The 19,436-nt window shown below is 59.6% G+C and carries 17 protein-coding genes; 11 read left to right on the top strand and 6 right to left on the bottom strand.

Annotated features, from left to right (window positions below; translation table 11 throughout):
• Positions 1-39 precede the first annotated feature (39 nt).
• Entirely contained in the window at positions 40-2,079 is a 2,040-nt protein-coding gene (locus BCM02_RS09195; RefSeq protein ID WP_148928798.1) for a carbohydrate-binding domain-containing protein, read from the top strand.
• Between the two features lie 710 nt (positions 2,080-2,789).
• On the opposite strand, the gene BCM02_RS09190 is transcribed toward BCM02_RS09195, so the two are convergent.
• The 4 genes from BCM02_RS09190 to BCM02_RS09175 all read right to left on the bottom strand — a co-directional run bounded on the left by BCM02_RS09190 (position 2,790) and on the right by BCM02_RS09175 (position 5,913).
• Positions 2,790-3,266, bottom strand: a complete 477-nt coding sequence (locus BCM02_RS09190) for a nitroreductase family protein (RefSeq protein ID WP_246183287.1) — start codon at positions 3,264-3,266, stop codon at positions 2,790-2,792.
• The gene (locus BCM02_RS09185; RefSeq protein ID WP_148928796.1) at positions 3,235-3,630 is read right to left on the bottom strand and encodes a hypothetical protein; all 396 of its coding nucleotides are present in this window, start codon (positions 3,628-3,630) and stop codon (positions 3,235-3,237) included. The genes BCM02_RS09190 and BCM02_RS09185 overlap by 32 nt, the downstream gene beginning before the upstream one ends.
• Before the next feature lie 169 nt (positions 3,631-3,799).
• A complete protein-coding gene (locus BCM02_RS09180) occupies positions 3,800-4,873 on the bottom strand; it encodes a bifunctional glycosyltransferase family 2/GtrA family protein (RefSeq protein ID WP_148928795.1) in 1,074 nt (357 codons plus the stop codon).
• A 35-nt stretch (positions 4,874-4,908) separates the two neighbouring features.
• Positions 4,909-5,913 carry a phosphodiester glycosidase family protein gene (locus BCM02_RS09175; protein ID WP_148928794.1) on the bottom strand — a complete coding sequence of 335 codons (1,005 nt, stop codon included), beginning with the start codon at positions 5,911-5,913 and terminating at the stop codon, positions 4,909-4,911.
• 351 nt (positions 5,914-6,264) lie between these two features.
• On the opposite strand from BCM02_RS09175, the gene BCM02_RS09170 reads away from it, so the two are divergent.
• The 3 genes from BCM02_RS09170 (at position 6,265) to BCM02_RS09160 (ending at position 10,728) form a co-directional block, all read left to right on the top strand.
• Positions 6,265-8,559: an arylsulfatase gene (locus tag BCM02_RS09170; protein WP_148928793.1), complete on the top strand. Its 2,295-nt coding sequence runs from the start codon at positions 6,265-6,267 to the stop codon at positions 8,557-8,559.
• 86 nt (positions 8,560-8,645) lie between these two features.
• Positions 8,646-9,467 carry a phosphatase PAP2 family protein gene (locus BCM02_RS09165; RefSeq protein WP_148928792.1) on the top strand — a complete coding sequence of 274 codons (822 nt, stop codon included), beginning with the start codon at positions 8,646-8,648 and terminating at the stop codon, positions 9,465-9,467.
• 361 nt (positions 9,468-9,828) lie between these two features.
• Complete coding sequence (locus BCM02_RS09160) at positions 9,829-10,728, top strand: hypothetical protein (RefSeq protein ID WP_148928791.1); 900 nt, start codon at positions 9,829-9,831, stop codon at positions 10,726-10,728.
• Positions 10,729-10,858: 130 nt separating this feature from the next.
• Here the strand turns inward: BCM02_RS09160 and BCM02_RS09155 are convergent, their stop codons facing one another.
• Positions 10,859-11,074: a hypothetical protein gene (locus BCM02_RS09155; protein WP_148928790.1), complete on the bottom strand. Its 216-nt coding sequence runs from the start codon at positions 11,072-11,074 to the stop codon at positions 10,859-10,861.
• Positions 11,075-11,291: 217 nt separating this feature from the next.
• On the opposite strand from BCM02_RS09155, the gene BCM02_RS35200 reads away from it, so the two are divergent.
• Positions 11,292-11,438: a hypothetical protein gene (locus BCM02_RS35200; protein ID WP_187434109.1), complete on the top strand. Its 147-nt coding sequence runs from the start codon at positions 11,292-11,294 to the stop codon at positions 11,436-11,438.
• A gap of 153 nt (positions 11,439-11,591) precedes the next feature.
• Here the strand turns inward: BCM02_RS35200 and BCM02_RS09150 are convergent, their stop codons facing one another.
• On the bottom strand, positions 11,592-12,497 hold the full coding sequence (locus BCM02_RS09150; RefSeq protein WP_246183286.1) for a helix-turn-helix transcriptional regulator: 906 nt from the start codon (positions 12,495-12,497) through the stop codon (positions 11,592-11,594).
• Positions 12,498-12,627: 130 nt separating this feature from the next.
• Between BCM02_RS09150 and BCM02_RS09145 the strand changes: the two genes are divergently transcribed.
• From BCM02_RS09145 to BCM02_RS09120, 6 genes are all read left to right on the top strand, one after another.
• Entirely contained in the window at positions 12,628-14,124 is a 1,497-nt protein-coding gene (locus BCM02_RS09145) for a tagaturonate reductase (protein WP_148928789.1), read from the top strand.
• Positions 14,117-15,610 (top strand): UxaA family hydrolase, encoded by a 1,494-nt coding sequence (locus tag BCM02_RS09140; protein WP_148928788.1) that lies wholly within the window; start codon positions 14,117-14,119, stop codon positions 15,608-15,610. Before BCM02_RS09145 ends, BCM02_RS09140 begins: the two co-directional genes overlap by 8 nt.
• 178 nt (positions 15,611-15,788) lie before the next feature.
• Positions 15,789-16,988: a tetratricopeptide repeat protein gene (locus tag BCM02_RS09135; RefSeq protein WP_148928787.1), complete on the top strand. Its 1,200-nt coding sequence runs from the start codon at positions 15,789-15,791 to the stop codon at positions 16,986-16,988.
• A 29-nt stretch (positions 16,989-17,017) separates the two neighbouring features.
• Entirely contained in the window at positions 17,018-17,746 is a 729-nt protein-coding gene (locus BCM02_RS09130; RefSeq protein WP_246183285.1) for a glycosyltransferase, read from the top strand.
• A complete protein-coding gene (locus BCM02_RS09125; protein ID WP_148928785.1) occupies positions 17,743-18,867 on the top strand; it encodes a glycosyltransferase family 4 protein in 1,125 nt (374 codons plus the stop codon). The genes BCM02_RS09130 and BCM02_RS09125 overlap by 4 nt, the downstream gene beginning before the upstream one ends.
• Before the next feature lie 40 nt (positions 18,868-18,907).
• Complete coding sequence (locus BCM02_RS09120) at positions 18,908-19,420, top strand: hypothetical protein (protein ID WP_148928784.1); 513 nt, start codon at positions 18,908-18,910, stop codon at positions 19,418-19,420.
• Positions 19,421-19,436 lie beyond the last annotated feature (16 nt).

Raw genomic sequence — 19,436 nt, 5'->3', positions numbered from 1 at the left:
TGTTGAACTCGCAAACAAAAAAAGAGAGGCTGATTCGATATGAAACGTTCCCATACCATGAAAATGCTGTCCATCCTGCTGTTAGGTGCCATGCTGGCCGCCGGTTGCAGCTCCAATGCTGCGAATACGGCGAGTAAAACGGCCGCGACGACCAATTCCACTGCCGCCATGACGGCAACCGCGGAACAGACGGCGGGTGCCGCTTCCGCGGTGGAATTGGCGAGCGCCAGCGCCGCCGACCAGGCGGATTTCAACGAGAATGACTCACTGATTGCGTGGAGCGCGGATAGCGCGACGACCGTCGCGTTCAGCGGTTCGGCCGCAACGGTTACGGGCAGCGGAGCGAAGGCCGAAGGCGGCGTCGTCACGATCAGCACCGCCGGCACGTACGTCGTCAGCGGGACGATCGCGGACGGTCAATTGGTGATCGATGCGCCGGGGGATGCGAACGTGCATCTCGTGTTGAACGGCGCGAACATTACGAATAACGACGGTCCGGCCGTCCATGTGAAGGAAGCCGGCAAGGCGATTATCACGCTGCAAGAGGGCACGGATAACAGCTTGACCGACGGCGCAACCTATGCGGATACGTCCGAAGAAGCGCCGACAGCGGCGTTGTACAGCAAAGGCGATGTCACGATCAACGGTACAGGTAAGCTTACGGTAACGGGGAATGCGAAAGATGGCATCACGAGCAAAGACGACCTGAAAATCATGAGCGGTACGATTACGGTCAACGCGAGCGACGACGCTATCGTCGGCAAAGATCTGGTCGCGGTGAAAGATGGCTCCCTGATCGTGGCAGCCGGCGGCGACGGCATGAAGACGACGAACGATACCGACGCGGACAAAGGATACGTCGCGATAACGGGCGGCACGTTCCATATCACGTCGGAGAATGACGGCATCCAAGCAGCGTCCTCCATTCTGATCGCGGACGGCACGTTCGAGATCGTCTCGGGCGGCGGCAATACGAAATCGACGAAGACGCATGAAGAGCAATTCGGCGGACCTGGCTTCCGCGATCAAGCGCAAATGCAGACGGAAACTACTACGACGGCGGCGACGGAAGAAACCGAGTCCGCGAGCGCGAAAGGGCTGAAAGGCACGGCCAACGTGGCGATCGCGGGCGGCAGCTTCACCATCGACGCGGCCGACGACGCGATCCATAGTAACGCCAACATCGCCATCTTCGGCGGTCAGTATAGTATTGCCTCGGGCGACGACGGAATACATGCCGATACGGCGCTCGCGATCTCGAGCGGCACGATCGCGGTCACCAAGAGTTATGAAGGCATCGAAAGCGCGAGCATCGCCGTCTCCGGCGGCGAAATTCACGTGACGGCAAGCGACGACGGCGTGAACGTAGGCGGCGGCAACGACGGTTCCGGCGCGGCGGGCGGCGACATGTTCGCCTCCACTGGCGGCGTGCTCGATATTAGCGGCGGCTATATCTTCGTCGATTCCGAAGGCGACGGCCTCGACTCGAACGGCAATGTCGTCATGTCGGGCGGCACGGCGGTCGTGAACGGTCCGACGATGAACGGCAACGCGCCGCTCGATTACAACGGCACGTTCGCGCAATCCGGCGGCACGCTCGCGGCAGCCGGCAGCGCGGGCATGGCCCAAGCGCCTTCCGATACGTCGAAGCAGCTCGCGTTGATGATGACGTTTCCGAGCACCCTGACGGCCGGCACCCTCGTAACGGTAACGGATAGCGCAGGCAAGACGATCGCGGCGTTCCAGCCGACGAAGACGTTCGGCAGCTTCGTGTTCTCCTCGGCGGCGCTCGCTAGCGGCGAATCCTACACGATCTCTACAGGCGGCACGTCCAGCGGCAGCGCGACCGATGGCCTTTACGAAGACGGCACGGTTAGCGGCAGCACGAAGGTCGTTGCGTTCGAGATGGGCGAGAAGGTCACGTACGTGAACGAATCCGGCGTTACGACCGCGCCAAGCGGCTTTGGCGGCGGACGCGGCATGGGCGGAGGCGGCGGCAAGCGGGGCACACCGCCGACGGATATGCCGAACGGCGGCACGCCCCCGGCGGATATGCCGGTTGGCGATCAGACCAACTGATAAAGGGTATAAAGCGGCTTCCTTTAGGGGGCCGCTTTATTGCGTTTAAAAATCGCTCCCCCAAACCCCCTCCGCCGAGGGGGCTCCAAAGGACTTCGCCCTCTGGACTCCCTTTTTCGTGCTGGCTCGCAGGGGTGGTGGATGGCGGATGATTTCGAGCGGGGCACGCTTTTGTCCTTGCGGACAAAGCTAACGTTGGGTGACGGTCTGAAATGCCATTGCTGAGGGTTGCCATGGGATTGCAAATCACATTGAGACCCGGTGACCAATAATGGCTGGGCGGTCGGGGAGTGGGAGAAGTATTGGGAAGACCACGCAGAACGAGAGATTAGTTTGGGATCTTGGAGCGCATCTCGGAGACGCTGGAGTTGATTCTGGTGAATTTGGAAGGCGGCGAATACGAAGCGGTTTATCCGTTGATCCAACGGGTTCGAGCGTTATGAAGGTGGAGTATTGGAAGAGTTTTGGTTTGAATTCGCTCGCGCTTACTCCGGCCGCGAGTTGAACAACTTGTATGACCTCAATCATTATTTCATCGATATCGTGTTATAGTGCGCTTTTCGGGCCGAACGGCAGAAGAAAAAGTATCTTCGCTTGGTAGAGGGGGAGCTTACGGCAAAAGCAAGGAAGTCCGACCCGTTTTCCCAGCCGAAGGGAAAGCGGGTCGGACTTTTATTGGTTTGCTTGACGGCATACTCCCTGCGTCGAACTTAAGGCAACCGCGATATTTTCGTTGCGATCGGCGTTCTCGGCTTCGCCGCGGGGATGTCCTTCGGATAACCGATCCCGAAAATGCCGATGACGTCGTAGCCTTCCTGGACGCCGAGAATCGCGCGGTTGTGCGGCAGCGCGCCCATGGAGGCCCAATAGGCGCCGACGCCCGCTTCATGGGCGGCCAGCAGGAAGTTCTGGGCGAAGCAGGAGACGGCCATGACGTTCTCGTCGCGCTCGGACGTCGTGGCGGCCGGCTTGGAGAGCAAGGCGAGCACGACGGGCGCGCCGCCGAAATCCGTTTTGTGGCGAAGATTCGCGCGCGTCTCGGGTCCAATTACGAGTAATTCCCATGGTTCGTTCATGCGGTGGTTCGGGGCGTAGCTGGCCGCTTCCAGCCAAGCTGTCCATTGGCGTTCCTGGATCGGACGGTCGTCGAACTGCTTAATCGTTCGGCGGGATTGAATGGTCTTCATGATTGGCGTCGCCATCTTCGTTCGCCTCGCTTTCGAATACGGCCTCGATGGCCTCGCCCTCGGCTTCGTCCTGTCCTTCATGCAGCTCGAACGTATGAATGAACTCTTGAATGATCGCGTCGACGGCTTTCAATTCGCCGCTGATGACCGTCTTGATCGCCTCGAACTCCGGCTGCTGCAGCTGCTGCGACAGCGTGGCGCGGCGCAGCTGGAGCTTATCCAGGAACGCGACCGCCCGGCCGCGTCGGAACGTCTGAGCGCTCTTCATATGCCGGTGCTCGCCATGTCCGCGGCCGCCTTTGCCTTCTCCGTGTCCGCGATGCCCATGACCGCCGTGGTGATGCCCGTGTCTTCCTTCTCGCATGCCGATTCCTCCTTGATGAAGTGTATACGTTTGTATACGAATCAGTTATGTATACAAATGTATACGAACAATACCCGTAATGTCAAGCAAGCGCGCGCGTTGACATCCCAAAGAGACTACTCCGCGTCAATCCATGAACGGACGGAATAGCCTCGTTGTTCTCGTTCTTCTATACATGCTTCACGCGTTCTATAGTGCCCGAGCAAGTTTTGCCGGCTGTTTCTTTCGGAGCCGCGAAGACGAACTTGCGCTGCGACCAGTAGCTGAACAAGAACAAAGCGCCTTCGGTTAACAGTTTCGCGATAGCGAGCGGGATGCCCCAGCTCTCGTGGAATAGATGCATCAAGCCATAGTTGAGCACCATGATGAGCACGACGAGCGCGAAATATTTCGGCATTGAAGCGAAGACCGCCGACTTCTTGTTCTTGTCGAAGACGAACCGGCGATTCATCGAGTAGTTGAAGATCGAGCTGGCCGTCCGGGCGCCGATGACCGAGAACAGAAGCTTGCCGGTTAATAGCTGAAGCAGCATGAGCAGACCGAAATCGAGCAGGGCGGACATGAGCGAAGACGAGCAGAATTTCAAAATTGGCGCGTATACTTTCGCGGAATCGGCGATCGGGCGGAAATGCGACGACTTGTTGTTCTCCAAATAAACGGTATCGATCGTCACCTCGCGCATCGGGTAACCGTCCTCCTGCGCTTTCAGCAGCATGTTCATTTCGTATTCGAAACGCTCGCCCGGGAGCTCGCACAGCCAATCCAGCATGGATGCCGGAAATCCGCGTAATCCGGTCTGGGTGTCCTGGATGCGGTTGCCGGTCGTCAGCGCGTAGACGAGGCGGGTCGTGCTGTTGCCGAACCGGCTGCGCAACGGCACCTTGCCGGTAAAATGGCGGCAGCCGAGCACGATGCCGCTGCGCTGGCTCGCCAGAACGTCGGCGATCCGCATAATATCCGCAGGCAAATGTTGCCCGTCGCTGTCCGCGCAGATGACGCCCTCGGTTTCGCCGATCTCCTTCAAATAGCCGAAGCCGGTCTTCAGCGCTCTGCCTTTGCCGCGGTTGACGTTGTGCGTGAGCACGGTGCAGCCGGCGTCGCGAGCCGCATCGAAAATGTGGGCGTAAACGGGTCCGCTACCGTCGTCCACGAGAACGATGCGATGCCAGCAGGTTTCTTTCAAATGGTCGACGAGGGTCAGAAGTCGTTGGTCCGGTTCATAAGCGGGTATCAAAATGGTCATGGTGATCGGTCTCCTTTATGATGGTCATTCGCCGGCTATTCGGCAAGATAAATAATATCGCTGACGCCGCGTTCCTCGCCTTGTCTTCCCGGGCTGTTCACGACGCGTCCGTTGAAATACATCGTGGACGAGCCGCCGCCGTCGAGATTGTAGGCTTCCGTCGCGCCCAAATCTTCGAACAGCTGCGCGAATTCGTTCAACGTCATGCCCCGGCTGTAATTCGCTTGGCGTCCGTCGACTACGACGAACGCGTAGTGGTTCGGCGAGATGATGCCGACGCCCGTCCGCGGATTGGCGCCGTCGATGGAGCGATTGCCGAAGTTGTTGTCGATCTTCACGTCGTCCAGATTCGTCGCGACCGCGCCATCCTGCACGAGGACCGGACCGAACGAGAACGTATTCGTGACGCCTTCCGCCAGCAGCTCCTCGGCCGAAATGTCTTCTTCGTTATAGGAAGCCATCGTGCCGTCGCTGTACATCGCCAACCCGATGCGGGCGGGTTCATCGCGGTATAAGGTGCCGTTGCGGATGATGACGCCGTTGTCGCGAAAGCCATAGTAGTCGCCGTTTATGGCGAAAATGGCGTTGTTCGCAGAGGCGATGTCGGACGTATTGGCGATAATGTTGCGACCGAACGCGTTATCCGCGAATGCGGTCAGCAGATTGGCCGCGCTCTTGAGCTGCACTTCGGCGACGTAGTAGGTAATCTTGTCCTCGCCCGAACCGGTCTCGACCTTCTGGATGGCGATGCTCATATTGTCGCTGGTGTAGTTCCAATCGTCTGCGGTTGCGGCGGTTGATTGCTCCGCGTCCGCCTTCGAGGTCGTCGTTGCCGCAGTTTGCGCCGTTGAGCCGGTCGCGTCGGTGTTGGCGGCCACGGTCGTGCTGGCGGCCGTCACCGTCGGCTGAGCGACGACCACTTCCACATGCTCGATGAGATAGCGGTCCGCAAGTCCGTAGAGGATGCCGCCGACCGTTAGGACGGAGACGGTGAGGCCGATCGCCAGCTTTCGTTTCGGTTTTCTATTTGGATTGTTCATCGTAATCTCTCCTCGCAAGTCATTCTGTCGATAGGTACACAATAGGCCCGGTAACTTAAATGCAGCTTAAATGAATGGACGGGCTTCAAAACGTACATAGGGACCGATTGAACGGCTTGAAAATTCGAGGTTGACACGGATTCCGGCATGGTGGTAACATCTGGAACAAAGCACTAACTGACGCCCGGTTCAGGTTGTGCGCAATAGCCGAATTGACTGGACCTCCAGAGATTCACCGCTGCCGCTCGCGGCCGTGCGCGTGAGTCTTTTTTTATGGGCTCCGACGCTTGTTCGCCGTCGTTAATCCGATTAAACCGGTGAGTAAAGACAACTATTTCGAGGAGGCAATCCATGTCAACCAAACAGCCAGTATCCCCAGCTTTCCAAGGCGTCATCGGACGCACCGTGCAAGAATCGGTACCGGATTGGTCGAACGGGCCGAAGGCGCCGGAGAGCGCGCCGAATGTCGTCTTCATCGTGCTCGACGATACCGGGTTCGCGCATCTTGGCAGCTACGGCTCTACGATCGCGACGCCGAATTTGGACCGTCTGGCCGGCGGTGGACTCCGCTATACGAATTTCCATACGAACTCGATGTGCTCGCCAACCCGGGCGTCGCTCTTAACCGGACGCAATTCGCACGCGGCCGGCGTTGGCATGATCGCGGAGTTTCACAACGGTTTCCCGAACACGCGCGGTTCGATAAGCAAGGAGACCGGGACGATCGCGGAAATCTTGAAGGAGCAGGGCTACAATACGGCGGCGATCGGCAAGTGGCATCTCGTGCCGGGCTCGGAGCAATCGTACGCGGGTCCGTTCGACAACTGGCCGACGGGACGCGGATTCGAACATTACTACGGCTTCCTGAACGGCGAGACCGATCAATATTATCCGGAGCTGGTCGAGTACAACCGCGCGGTCGCGGCGCCGAAGAAGCCAGAACAGGGCTATCATTTGAGCGAGGACCTGACGGACCGCGCCATCGAATACGTGCGGGAGCAGAAAGCGGCTGCGCCGGACAAGCCGTTCTTCCTTTATCTTGCTTATGGCGCGACGCATGCCCCGCATCAGGCGCCGAGCGAATTCATCGATAACTATAAAGGGAAATTCGATCAAGGATGGGACATCGTGCGCGAGGAGTGGTTCGAGCGCCAGAAAGAGCTTGGCGTCGTTCCGCCGCAGACGGAACTGCCGCCGCGCAATCCGCTCGTGCAGCCGTGGGACTCTCTTAGCGCTAACGAGAAGAAGTTCTATGCCCGCCTGCAGGAGGCGTTCGCCGGGTTCCTGGAGCATACGGACCATCATATCGGACGGCTGGTGGACACGTTGGGCGAGCTGGGCCAATTAGACGATACGATCATCGTGCTCATCTCCGACAACGGGGCCAGTCCGGAGGGCGGACCGAACGGCTCGCTGAACGAGCATAAAGGCTTCTATGGCGTGCCGACGGTAGTCGACGAGGAGATCAAGCGGATCGACGAGATCGGCGGACCGACGACCTACAACCACTATCCGCTTGGATGGGCAAGCGCGGGAAATACGCCGTTGAAATGGTACAAAACGTGGGTGCACGCGGGCGGCGTGAAAGATCCGCTTCTGATCCATTATCCGCGCCGCATCAAAGCCGAGAACGGCATTCGCTCCCAGTACCATCACGTGGCGGATATCGTGCCGACGGTGCTGGAATTGATCGGCGTGGACGCGCCGCGCGAAATCGGCGGAGTCCCGCAGCTGCCCCTGCACGGCGTCAGCTTGGCGTACACGTTCGACGATGCCGATGCCCCGACCCGCAAGCGAACGCAATATTACGAGATGCTCGGCCATCGCGCGATCTGGCATCAAGGCTGGAAGGCCGTCACCAATCACGTGCCGGGCACGCCGTTCGAGGCGGACGCATGGGAGCTTTACCACGAAGAGGAGGATTTCGCCGAGAACCGGAACTTAGCCGGCCAGTACCCGGAGAAGGTGCGCGACCTGGTCGAGCGCTGGTGGACGGAAGCCGGGAAATACGGCGTGCTGCCGATCGACGGGCGGGCGATGATGGAGCGGGCGTTCGACATCGTGAAAGGCAGACCGCTTGGTCCGCATGCTACGGCGTCGGATGGCGGTGCGATCGAATACCGCTTCGTTCCTTCGTCGCTCGCGCTTCACACGACGGATATTCCGATTTTGAACAACCATCCGCATACGATCGAAGCGATTCTCGAGCGTGACGACGTGTTGGAAGAGGGCGTGCTCGTCGCGGATGGCAACCGGTTTGGCGGATACGCGCTCTATATCAGGCATAATCAGCTTGTCTATCACTACAATTATTTCGGAGACCGGCATTATACGATCGTCTCGAACCGGGAGCTGCCGGCCGGACGCGTGAAGCTGACCTACGAATTCGTCCCGACCGGCGCAGGACGGGGGAATGTACGCTTGTTCTTGAACGGAGAGCCGATCGGAAGCGGCGACGTGGTTACCTCGAACAGCTCCAACGGAGCAGGCTCGTTCACGGTTGGCCATAATGCGCAGACCGCGGTCGGGCTCGATTACGAAGCGCCGTTCCCGTACAGCGGCAAGCTGATCGAGGTTGTGATTCGCGTCCAGCCGTTCCCCGCGCAGCAGGCGAATCAGCTCGTGCAGGGGATCGCGGCGGAGTAGACGCATTTCGTGTATTCCTCTCCCCGATCCGTGCGAATCCGTGATAAAATCGGAATGCGCGTATAGAGTCGAAACGAACTGCGGGGTTGAATGAGCTGGACACCAAGACAATCTACTGGATGATGAATATCGCGTTTCTGGCGGCGGTCGTCTCGGATTACCGCGAAGACCGGAACGAGATGACCTGGAGGCGGTTCCTGCCGCTCGGTCTGCCGCTTCTAATCGTGATCGGTCTGCTGTTTCAATATGCGGCTCCGTTCTGGTACTGGTTCGTAGCTCATTGGTTGGACGGCGGGCATCTGTGGCATTGGGACGACGCATTCCGGGCGATGCCGTTCAACGACGGCGCGATTTTCCGGATCGTGCAGCCGGAAAGCTTCACGTGGTTCATGCGCTGGATCTATGATTACGGCTTCATTATGGCGTGGGGCGCCGCGCTGCTGCGAAGCTTCCTGGCGAAGGACGCGCTGAAAATGATCCGTTACACGCTGTCGAGCCATATGCTGCAGCTTCCGTTCATCGTGCCGTTCTACATGACGATTCTGCTGAACGAGGTTTGGTTCGTTCTCGGCGAGCCGGACGGCATGGCGCGGAATTTGGCGGGCGCCGAACTGCTGAGCACCGTGCGCAATTGCTTCCCGAGCATGCATACGTCCGTGTCGTTCGCCGTGCTGCTGCTGGCGCTTCGCGAACGGGGAAGGCTGTATAAGTGGATCATGGTTTCGTACTGTTCGCTCGTGATCTACTCGACGCTATACCTCACGATCCATTGGGTGCTGGATGTCATCGGCGGATTGGCATTGGGGGCGTTCACGGTCATGGCGGTGGACAAGCTGATGGACCGGGCGGAACGTTCGGCATCCAAGCGGCGATCGGCGGGACAGACCGTGACGAACGTCGCGAAGTAGCATCCCATCGTGCGGCGTAACGTAAGAAGGCCATCTCGGAGAGACTCCGAAATGGCCTTTTTGCCTTTGAATACAGGAGAGTTTAGCGGTTTCACGTAAAAACTCGCTGTATTACTTTATCGCTGAATGCTGCATTCCCGGTCATACGACCGTGAACGCAAACCAATCAGCTTCGGCTGAATGCTGCATTCCCGGTCATACGACCGTGAACGCAAACCAATCAGCTTCGGCTGAATGTTGCATTCCCGGTCATACGACCGTGAACGCAAACCAATCAGCTTTGATGATAATCTTTTAATCTTTCGTACCCCCTCGAACCGGGCATTGCGCCCGAACCTCCTTAAGGAGGGGAGCGATTGAGATGGAAACGAAACGTTGTTTATTTTGCGAACAAATCGTGCCGGCAAGGTTGGTAGGGGAGGAGCTGCTGTTTGAGAACTGCTTCTGCGCGCCAAGCGGTCAGTACCGATTGCGGCACGATTACTACGCGACCGGCCAGGAAGCCGGGTTTCGGGCGAAGTCGGAATTATTCCCGCTCGTGTCGGGCTACATCCGCGAACGTACGGAATACGACGAAGCCGTCGCGTTAACGGAGGAGACGATCGCGTCCATCCGTACGTCGCCGGACGTGCCGGGTTCGATCGAAGAGAAGGCGATTCGCCTGATTCGCTATTTGTACCGGAATGCGCAAGGCGCGAACGTGCCGGTGTTCATTCACCGGTTGACGGAGCGGTATAACTTGACCTATTCGCCTAATTTGCAGGAGTTCATCTATATAATCGATTGTTTGCGGCAAGAGGGTTTGATCGAACGGAGCGGTTCTTCCCTTAAGCTGACCGAGGAAGGATGGGCGAAGGCGGCCGAAGCCGAAGGGAAGCTGGGGGCCAAAAGGTGCGCCGTGCTGCTGCCCCGCGACGAGCAGCTTCGCCAAGCGTGGATCGACGACATTCTTCCGGGACTTGCGAGCATCGGCTATCAGCCGATGTTGAACACGTGGGAAGAGCAGCGGAGAGGGGATGAGGACGCGGCGACGATGCTGGCCGGCTGTAAATTCGCCATCGCGGACGCAACCGGACAGTCGCCGTCCGTGTTCTACGCGGCAGGCTTCGCGCAAGGCAATCGCATCCCGGTCATCTGGACGGTGCGGAAGGAACAGGCGGATGGCGTAAGCGTGCCGCCGGGGCAAGCGCGGCCGATCCGCTGGGCGGACACGGAAGAACTCGCCGCCAAGCTGCAGCTTCAATTTCGCAAGGAGGAGTAAAGAAAGACGTGGCGAGGGTGGATCGACAAGCGCCGCAGGCATGCGCCTGCAGCGCTTGGTCGTATAGAAGATAGGCAGGCGAAAGGATCGTATGTGAAGCGGGGGTTTCCGGGAGGATCGAGCGGGGAGATTAGAGCTGCATCGCGAGCGATAGGCCGGGATTGTTGATCAGCCGTCGTTTCAGCATCGTATGCAGATTTGGTTTGGCGGCCTTAATGGCGAGGACCGTCTCGACGACGGGGCCGCGGCTGCGCTGGAGCGTGCAGAGCAGCTCCACGCAGCATTCGAGGTCGCGCGTGCTTTCGTTGAGGGAAGCAAGCCGTTGGTGAATATGTTCGGTGGTCAAAACGTGTCACTCCATTTCGGGGGTTTTGTTACGAGGTGTATGTATCATAGCACGGGTGAAAATGTAGTTTCTGTAGCGAACGATACAAAAACAACCGTTTTTCCACTCTTTAGATAGTCTTTAACATTGCAGGCGTTCGCCGCGACGGGCGCTTATCTTCTCGCATAATCTGCCCCAATGGGACAGTCGATGCCCAAGGAACGGGAGGTTGAAGCGGATGAAGCTATCGCAACTGGCGCGCGTGCTGACGTTCATGTCGGAGAATAAAGGCATGAAGAAGATGGTGGCGGACCTTAAAGTGATGTCGAAACAGGTTGGTCCGGCTCTGCAGATGCGGGAAGAACTGAAGAAAAAAGGAAAGTAAGCGAAGAGGGGAACGATCGCCGGGGAGGCAATCGTTCCCCTTTTCATTGCGAAAAAAGATTAGCCGTCGCGTGATTAATCAGCTTGTAAGTCTCGGGAATGAAACGCGTACCGCCGCTTATAGACGGCGCCTTCCGGTTACCTTGGCGGCGGGCTAACGCGAAGCGGCATCGTCGGCCGCGGCATGACCTCTGCGGTACGACGAAGGCGTCACGTCCGTCAGCGCCTTGAATACCCGGTGAAAATGGGGAATGCTCGCGAACCCGCACCGCTCCGCGATGTCCGCGATCGTGCCGTCGGTCCCGGTCAATAGCTCCTTCGCCCGGATGATGCGCTTGGCGTTGACGTAATCGGTCACGTTCATGCCGGTGAATTGCTTGAACGTCCGCGAGAAGTGCGACGCCGATACCGCGGCCGCGTCGGCGAACGCGGTCAAGCTGTGAGGTTGTTCCGGCGCCGCGTCGATCGTATGCAGCGCGCTCCGGATCCAGGAAGGAACATGCACGCCGTCGGCCGGTCTGTCCGCGAACTGCTGGTTCAAATATCGGCCAAGCAGCAGCAGCAGCCTCCCGAGCTCCAGTCGAATAGCCGCGCGATAGCCGGCTTCGCGGCTCTCATGCTCCTCGTGGATGGTATCCAAGGCCGACTCGATCGCTCGGCGGAGGTCTTCCGGAACCGAGAACCGGTGTCGGCCTTGCCGCCTTGCGATATCGAAGCCTTGCAGCAGCGGCCGTCCATCGTCGTACGGTCCGCCTTCCATAAGCGCGGGCGCGAAGAAGACCGCCGTCGAGACGATCGGATCGGCCGCCTCCGGGAACGCCCGATGAACCGTATTGCCGGGAATGAGGAACAGGTCGCCGGGCTTCTTGTCGTAGAGCGTCTTGTCGATGAAGAACGTGCCGCTGCCCCGATGAACGTAGACCAGCTCGTAGCGATCGTGCAGATGGTCGGGGAGCTCGTGCTGCGGATGCTTCAAGGCCCGGTAGATGATATGGAAAGGGAATAGCGGATCGCCGAAAAAAGGTCTGCGGAAAGGTTCCAGCGCGACCAACTCCTTCACCTTCGATTTCTACTTCCACAATATCAAAATACAGTACAATTATGCAATCCAGCGCAATATGATTCTGATATTTGATTATTTATAATGGAAACAGTATCTAACGAAAGCGATTGCAAAGGGGAATGTCAAGATGAAAACGTTAAGCGAACGAACGCTGGGCCTGGCGGAGCGCGAAGCGCTGGAAGCGCTCCAGAACGCGCCGGTGACGATTCTGCAGATCGGCGAAGGCAATTTCCTGCGCGGCTTCGTGGATTGGATGATCCAATCTTGCCGGGCGCAAGGGTTATACGCGGGTAGCATCGCGGTCACGCAGCCCAGACCGGAAGGCAAAGCGAAGATCGACCAGCTGGCGCGGCAGGATGGCCTCTACACGTTGGTCACGCAAGGTCTCGAGAACGGCGCGCCGGTATCGCGCAAGGAGACGATCCAGGTATTCTCCCACGTCTTCGATCCGTATTCGGAGTGGGCGCGGCTGCGCGATATCGCCGTTAGCGCCGACCTGCAGGTCGTCGTGTCGAACACGACGGAGGCTGGGATCGTCTACCGGCCGGAGGAATTAACCGACGGACCGATTCTCTCCTATCCGGGCAAGCTCGCCTTCTTGCTGCACGAACGGTTCCAAGCGTTTCAAGGCGCTCCGGACAAAGGGCTCGTTCTACTGCCTTGCGAGCTGCTCGAGCGCAACGGCGACGCCTTGAAGCAAGTTGTGCTGCGATACGCCGAAGACTGGAATTTCCCGGAAGCGTTCAAGACGTGGGTAGCGGAACATAACCGGTTTTTGAATTCGTTGGTCGACCGCATCGTGACCGGATACCCGGAAGAAGCTCGAGCCGAAGCTTGGTTCGCCGAGTGGGGATACCGGGATGCCATGTTGTGCACCGCGGAGCCGTACCATCTGTGGGCGATCGAGGCCGAACCGGAGATGGAGGCGCTGTTGCCGCTTCGCAAGGCGGGGCTGAACGTCCACTGGACGGACGATTTGAAGCCCTATCAGCAGCGGAAAGTTCGGATTCTGAACGGCGCCCACACCTGGATGTCGCCGATCGGCATTTTGCATGGCGTGGAGCATGTCCGTGAGCTGCTGGAACATCCCGTGCTCGGCGCGGAGGTGCGGAGGACGGTGCTGGAGGAGATCGTGCCGTCCCTCCCTTACGACGCCGAGGAGCTGCGCGGTTATGCGGCTAGCGTGTTCGACCGGTTCGGCAACCCGTATATTCGACACCGGCTGGCGGATATCGCGATGAATTCGATCAGCAAATTCAACGCGCGCTTGCTGCCATCGATCCGCAGCTACGGCGAGTCCGGCAAGTTGGTTCCGATAGGACTTGCGTTAAGCTTGGCCGGCTTGCTCCGTTATTACAAGATCGAGAAGCAGGCGGACGGTACCTATGCGGGAACATCGTTAGAAGGCTTGCCGTATGCCGTGCGCGACGACGCGCGAGTTCTGGAGCGGCTGGCGGGGCATTGGGTGCGGCAAAGTTCGGAGCAGCGGGAGCTTGGCGACGTCGTGAGCGGGCTGCTGGCGGACGCCGAGCTGTGGGGGACGGATATGTCCGTCTGGCAAGACTTGAACCAATCGGTTACACGCGAGATCGAGCGCATGGAGCGAGGTGGACGCGATGTCTGATTGGGTGCGGTTGTCCGAACGGGACCAAGTCGTCATCGCGCTGCGGCCGCTCGCGGCCGGCGAACGGCTTCAGCTGGAGAATGGCGCGATCCTAGCCGTCAGAGAAGATATTCCCAAAGGCCACAAGGTGCTGACCGGACCCGTTGCCGAAGGCGCGGACGTCTTCAAATTCGGTTACTCCATCGGGAAAGCCAAGTCGGACATCGAGCCCGGCGCATGGGTGCATACGCATAACTTGAAGACGGGGCTTGGCGCTATTCTCGACTACAACTACGAACCGGTGCCGGACGAGGCGAAGGTCCCGTCGGAGCCGGTCGCGACTTTCCAAGGCTATGTGCGTCCGAACGGCGAGGTTGGCATCCGCAACGAGATATGGATCATCAATACGGTCGGCTGCATTAACAAGACGTGCGAGATTCTAGCCAAGCGCGGCGATGCCAGAGCCGAAGCGCCGGTGGACGGCGTGTTTCATTTCGCCCATCCGTTCGGCTGCTCGCAGCTCGGCGACGATCTGAAGTACACGCAGCGGCTGCTCGCCTCGTTGGTGAACCATCCGAACGCGGCCGGCGTGCTCGTCGTGGGTCTCGGCTGCGAGAACAACGGCATCGCCTTGTTCCAGGAGGCGATCGGCGACTATGATCCGCGCCGCGTGAAATTCATGAGCGCGCAGGAGGAAGAGGACGAGCTGGAGCAAGGCCTGGCGTTGATCGATGAGCTCATCGCGTATGCCGGCGCGTTCGAGCGGGAGCCGGTTCCGGTGTCCCGATTGAAGCTGGGTCTGAAATGCGGCGGATCGGACGGATTCTCCGGCATTACGGCTAATCCGCTCGTCGGCACGATCGCCGACCGGCTGACGGCGGCCGGGGGCACGGCGATTCTGACCGAGGTGCCGGAGATGTTCGGGGCGGAGACGATTCTGATGAACCGCGCGGCGGACGAGACGGTATTCCGCGAGATCGTGGCGCTCATCAACGACTTCAAGCACTATTTCGTCCGGCATGGTCAGGAAATCTACGAGAACCCGTCGCCAGGGAACAAGGCGGGCGGCATCAGCACGCTGGAAGAGAAATCGCTTGGCTGCACGCAGAAGGGCGGCCGCGCGATCGTCCGCGGCGTCGTGCCTTACGGCCAACGGACGCGGGGGACTGGTCTTCAGCTGCTCGAAGCGCCGGGGAACGATCTGGTCTCCGTCACGGCGCTGGCGGCTTCGGGCGCGCATGCCGTTCTGTTCACGACCGGACGCGGCACGCCGTTCGGCGGTCCGGTGCCGACGGTGAAGATTGCGACCAATTCGGATCTGGCGCTCCACAAGAAGAATTGGATCGATTACAACGCGGGACGGCTGTTAGAGGACAAGGCGATGTCCGAGATGACGGATGAGTTGTGGACGCAGCTGCTTGATCTTGCCTCCGGCACGTACAAGACGCATAACGAACGCAACGGTTTTCGCGAGATCGCGATTTTCAAGGACGGCGTCATTCTTTAAATGCGCGTTCAAAGGTCGACAATTCATCACATCTATAATCGAACGCGTGCTGGCATGTTGCCCTTACTGGGTAGCATGCCTGTTTTGCTTATTACGTCATGTTTTTCCAGATCCGCCGATATATTTAGAGAGGACCCTGAAAGGCGAACGGACAGGGAGAAGGAGGCTTGCGATCCGCATGAATATCGTGTTTTTTCCCGATCGACCTTGGGAATCGTTCGCTTACCGGCATTTGGCGGATTGGCTAGCCTCGCACGGCGCCGTCTATGCGGCTTATCCGGCCGGAGGGAGCGGCGGGGCGGACAACGTCCGGATCATTAGCTACCGCGAAGCGGCGGAATTGACAAGCGAGGAGTGCGCCGCATTCGTCGCGCATCCGTTTGCGCCTACCGTCGTCCCGATCTTCCGCTATCCGATCGTGGTCGCGCTGCATGCAGAGGCGCCGGAGGGGGCGTCCTCTCGATGGAACGAGCACGCCAAGAGGCTGAAGGCCGCGGCGGCCTTGATCATAACCGATTCCGAGCGCGTCTATACGGAGTTGCTGTTTCAGTATGAAGCGGTGCTGGTCATCGGCTCGCCGCGGGAATCGACGGACGCATCGTGGCCGTCTCGAGACGGAGAAGCTCTGCTGGAGGCAATGGCGCTGTGCCGCTTAGGAAAGGCGATCGACTTCGTCATGCGTCGTCAGTGGGATGAGCAGCTCCGATACTATGAGCGGTTGTCGGCACTCGGCGATTCGCAGGAACTCGTCTGGTACCTACAGTCGTTCTATCGGTATTTACTGGGCGAAACGGACGAAGCGGCGGCCAGCCTGCAGCAATGCTATGCGGCTTGTCTGCTGGCGGCCAAGCCGGACGCGCTTGCTACGCGATTCCGATTCTTGGCGGCGATCCGGCTGCGGAGCGGCGATCTGGAGAAGGCGCTCGACGCGTATGGCATTACTTGCACGACCGAGGAAGACCGAGCCCGTTATGAACGGTTGCTGGCGCTATATGGGCAAGGAGAGAGGGCTTTGGCCATTGGCGAGCTTCTGCTGCATGTCGGCGATGCGCGTACGGCCAGAAGGCTGCTTGCGGCTAGCGGCCATCCGGATGCGCGGCGGCAGCTTCGATCGGCCGCCGTATTGTCAGGCGATCTCCGGGCGGCGATCGGGACTTACGGAGCGGCTCCGATTGAAGCCGCGAATTGGCGGGATTTTGCGGAACGGGAACTTCTGCTCGGACAGCTCGCCTTGCTGGAAGGCGATCGGAGAGGCGCGATGCGTTCGTTCTGGCGAGCGGCGGCGCATACCGGCTCCTATCGGGACCTGCTGGAGCTGGCGGACATCGACAGGGAGCTTGCCCGTCTGCAAGCGTCGGACGGCGTACTCGTCTCATGAAGGCGTATGTAGGGAGGGGGGAAAGACCGTTGAACAATATACGACGCGGCGCCGGCAATCGGATACGCGCCTTCATGCAGGTGCGCAATGAAGCGGACCGTTATTTGGAGCTTGTCCTCCGCGAGCTGTCGGATGTCGTGGACGATATCGTCATCGTCGACGATGCCAGCACCGACGATACGGTGAAGCTGTGCCGGTCCTTCCCGAAGGTCGCGCGGATCGTGGAGATGACGGAATCGCATTTCGGACGGGAATCGGAGCTGAAGGCGCGGTTGTGGAAGGCGGCCTGCGCGGACGGTCCGGGTTGGCTGCTTGCCGTCGACGCGGACGAAGTGTTCGAAGACCGGATGAAAGCCGAAGCCCGAGCGCTTGTCGATCAGGATCGCTACGATTGGGTCGGATTTCGCATGTACGACTTTTGGGGCGGCACGACCCATTACCGCGAAGACGACCTGTGGCGCCTGCACCATCGCCATACCGCGGCGCTCGTCCGGTATTTGCCGGGGTATTATTATTTCTACCCTTCGCGCGGCCACCATGTTCCCCGCATCCCCATGACGTACGGCGCGCTTCCCGGTTATTTGTCCGACATCCGAATCAAGCATTACGGCTGGGCGGGCGACGAAGCGGAGAGGCGCGGCAAATATGACCGCTATCTCGCGCACGATCCCGACGGCACGCTGGGCAATGCCGCTCAGTATGCGTCGATTCTGGATCCGAATCCGCGTCTGGTCGAATGGAAGGAGGAGGAACGGTGAGCAAGGTCGGCATATTGACCCACAGCTTCGCCGATGCGTACAACGGCCGGTTAGACCGGATTTTCGGAGGCGGTTTGGAACGGTACATTTTCAATCTGTGCGGCGTCATTCGCGAGATGGGCGCGGAACCGGAAGTGCACCAATTGTCCTTCCAGGGCGATTTCGACCGTGCGGTGGAGGGCATTCGGGTCAAAGGTTACGCGTGCACGCACTCCGTTCGCGAGACGTTCGGGCGCATGAGCCGAGAGGCGGAAGGCCGGTTAATCTACTCCAGCCAAATGTGGACGATGCTGGACTACCGGCCGGGAAGCTTAGGCATCTGCCATGGGATCAATTGGGATGAACCGCGCATTGACGGAGCACCGAAGGAAGCGGTACGCCAGGCGATCCAACATGCGCTCAGCGAGCTTACGATGATCGTGACGGTGGATTCCCACTTTCTCACCTACTGCCGCTCCGCGTGCCGGTACGACGATCGTGAGAAGGTGCGACTTATACCGAACGCCGTGGATACGGATATCTTCGCGCCTGCCGGGGAGCGAGCGAATTACGGCGAGCTGCGCGTCTTGTTCCCGCGGCGGATCAGCGTAGAACGCGGGATCGTGCCGATGATGCTGGCGGCCGATCGGCTGCTGGATGCCTATCCGCAGGCAGTGATCGAATTCGCGGGCGAGACGATTGGCGGCGATCCGCTGTGCGAGGCGTTTCGAATCTGGCTGGATCGGCATCCGGAGCAGGACCGGCTGCTGCACCGGGTGTATCCGTTCGGCCAAGTCGCGGAAGCCTATCGGCGGGCGGATATCGCGGTCATTCCGAGCGTATTCTCCGAAGGGACGTCGTACGCCTGCCTCGAAGCGCTAAGCTGCGGCATCCCCGTCGTGGCGAGCCAGGTGGGCGGTCTGAACGACTTGATCTTGAACGGTTACAATGGGCTGCTCGTCCATCCGGGCGAGCAGGAGCTGGCCGACGCGATCGGCCGGCTGATCGAAGATGCTGATCTGCGCCTCCGCATGGGGGCACGAGCAAGAGAGACCGCCCTTGCCTTCGGCGAAGACGAATGGCGCGCCAAGTGGAGAGCCGTGCTGACGACGTTCCTTGCCCATACGCATGCCGCGGTGTAGGCGCGGATTGGCCCGATAACAGGGACAGGGAGGTGGCTGCATGCCTAATTTCGGCGCGTTCGGCAATATCAACCATCCGCTGACCGTCGCGGGAGCGGCCGAGACCGGCTCGAACGAAGGCGTGTTATACTACGCGACGACCAACCTGCAGAACGTCGGTCCCAACGGTTTCCTCGTCCTCCAGGTATCGAATCCGACGACGGCGAACCGCGCGGTGCGCATCGTGCGCGTGCAGGGAGGCGGACTGGTCAATTCGACCTTGTATTATGTGCGCAACGGCACGCTGAACGGCGGGGTCGCCTTGAGCGCTTTTAACGGCAACTTCGGCTTCTCGGACGTCAGTCAAATGATCCCGAGCTTCAGCACGTCGACCGCGCTTCCGGTTACGGGCGGCGCCACGCTGTCCGTGTCTATCCAAACGACCGGCACGCCGGTCAATGACGAGAACGGCCGGCTTATTATTCCGCCCGGAGGCCGGTTTCTCGTCGTGCTTCAGAAGAACGTCGCCGGAACCAACGCCATGAGCATCGCCGTCAGTTGGACCGAATTTTAGCGTAGATGGCGACGCG

This window comes from Paenibacillus methanolicus (genome assembly GCF_008124765.1).
GTDB classification, from domain to species: Bacteria; Bacillota; Bacilli; order Paenibacillales; family Paenibacillaceae; genus Paenibacillus_Z; species Paenibacillus_Z methanolicus.
Note: the sequence above shows the minus strand (reverse complement) of the source record. Positions and strands in the feature narration are given on the sequence as shown.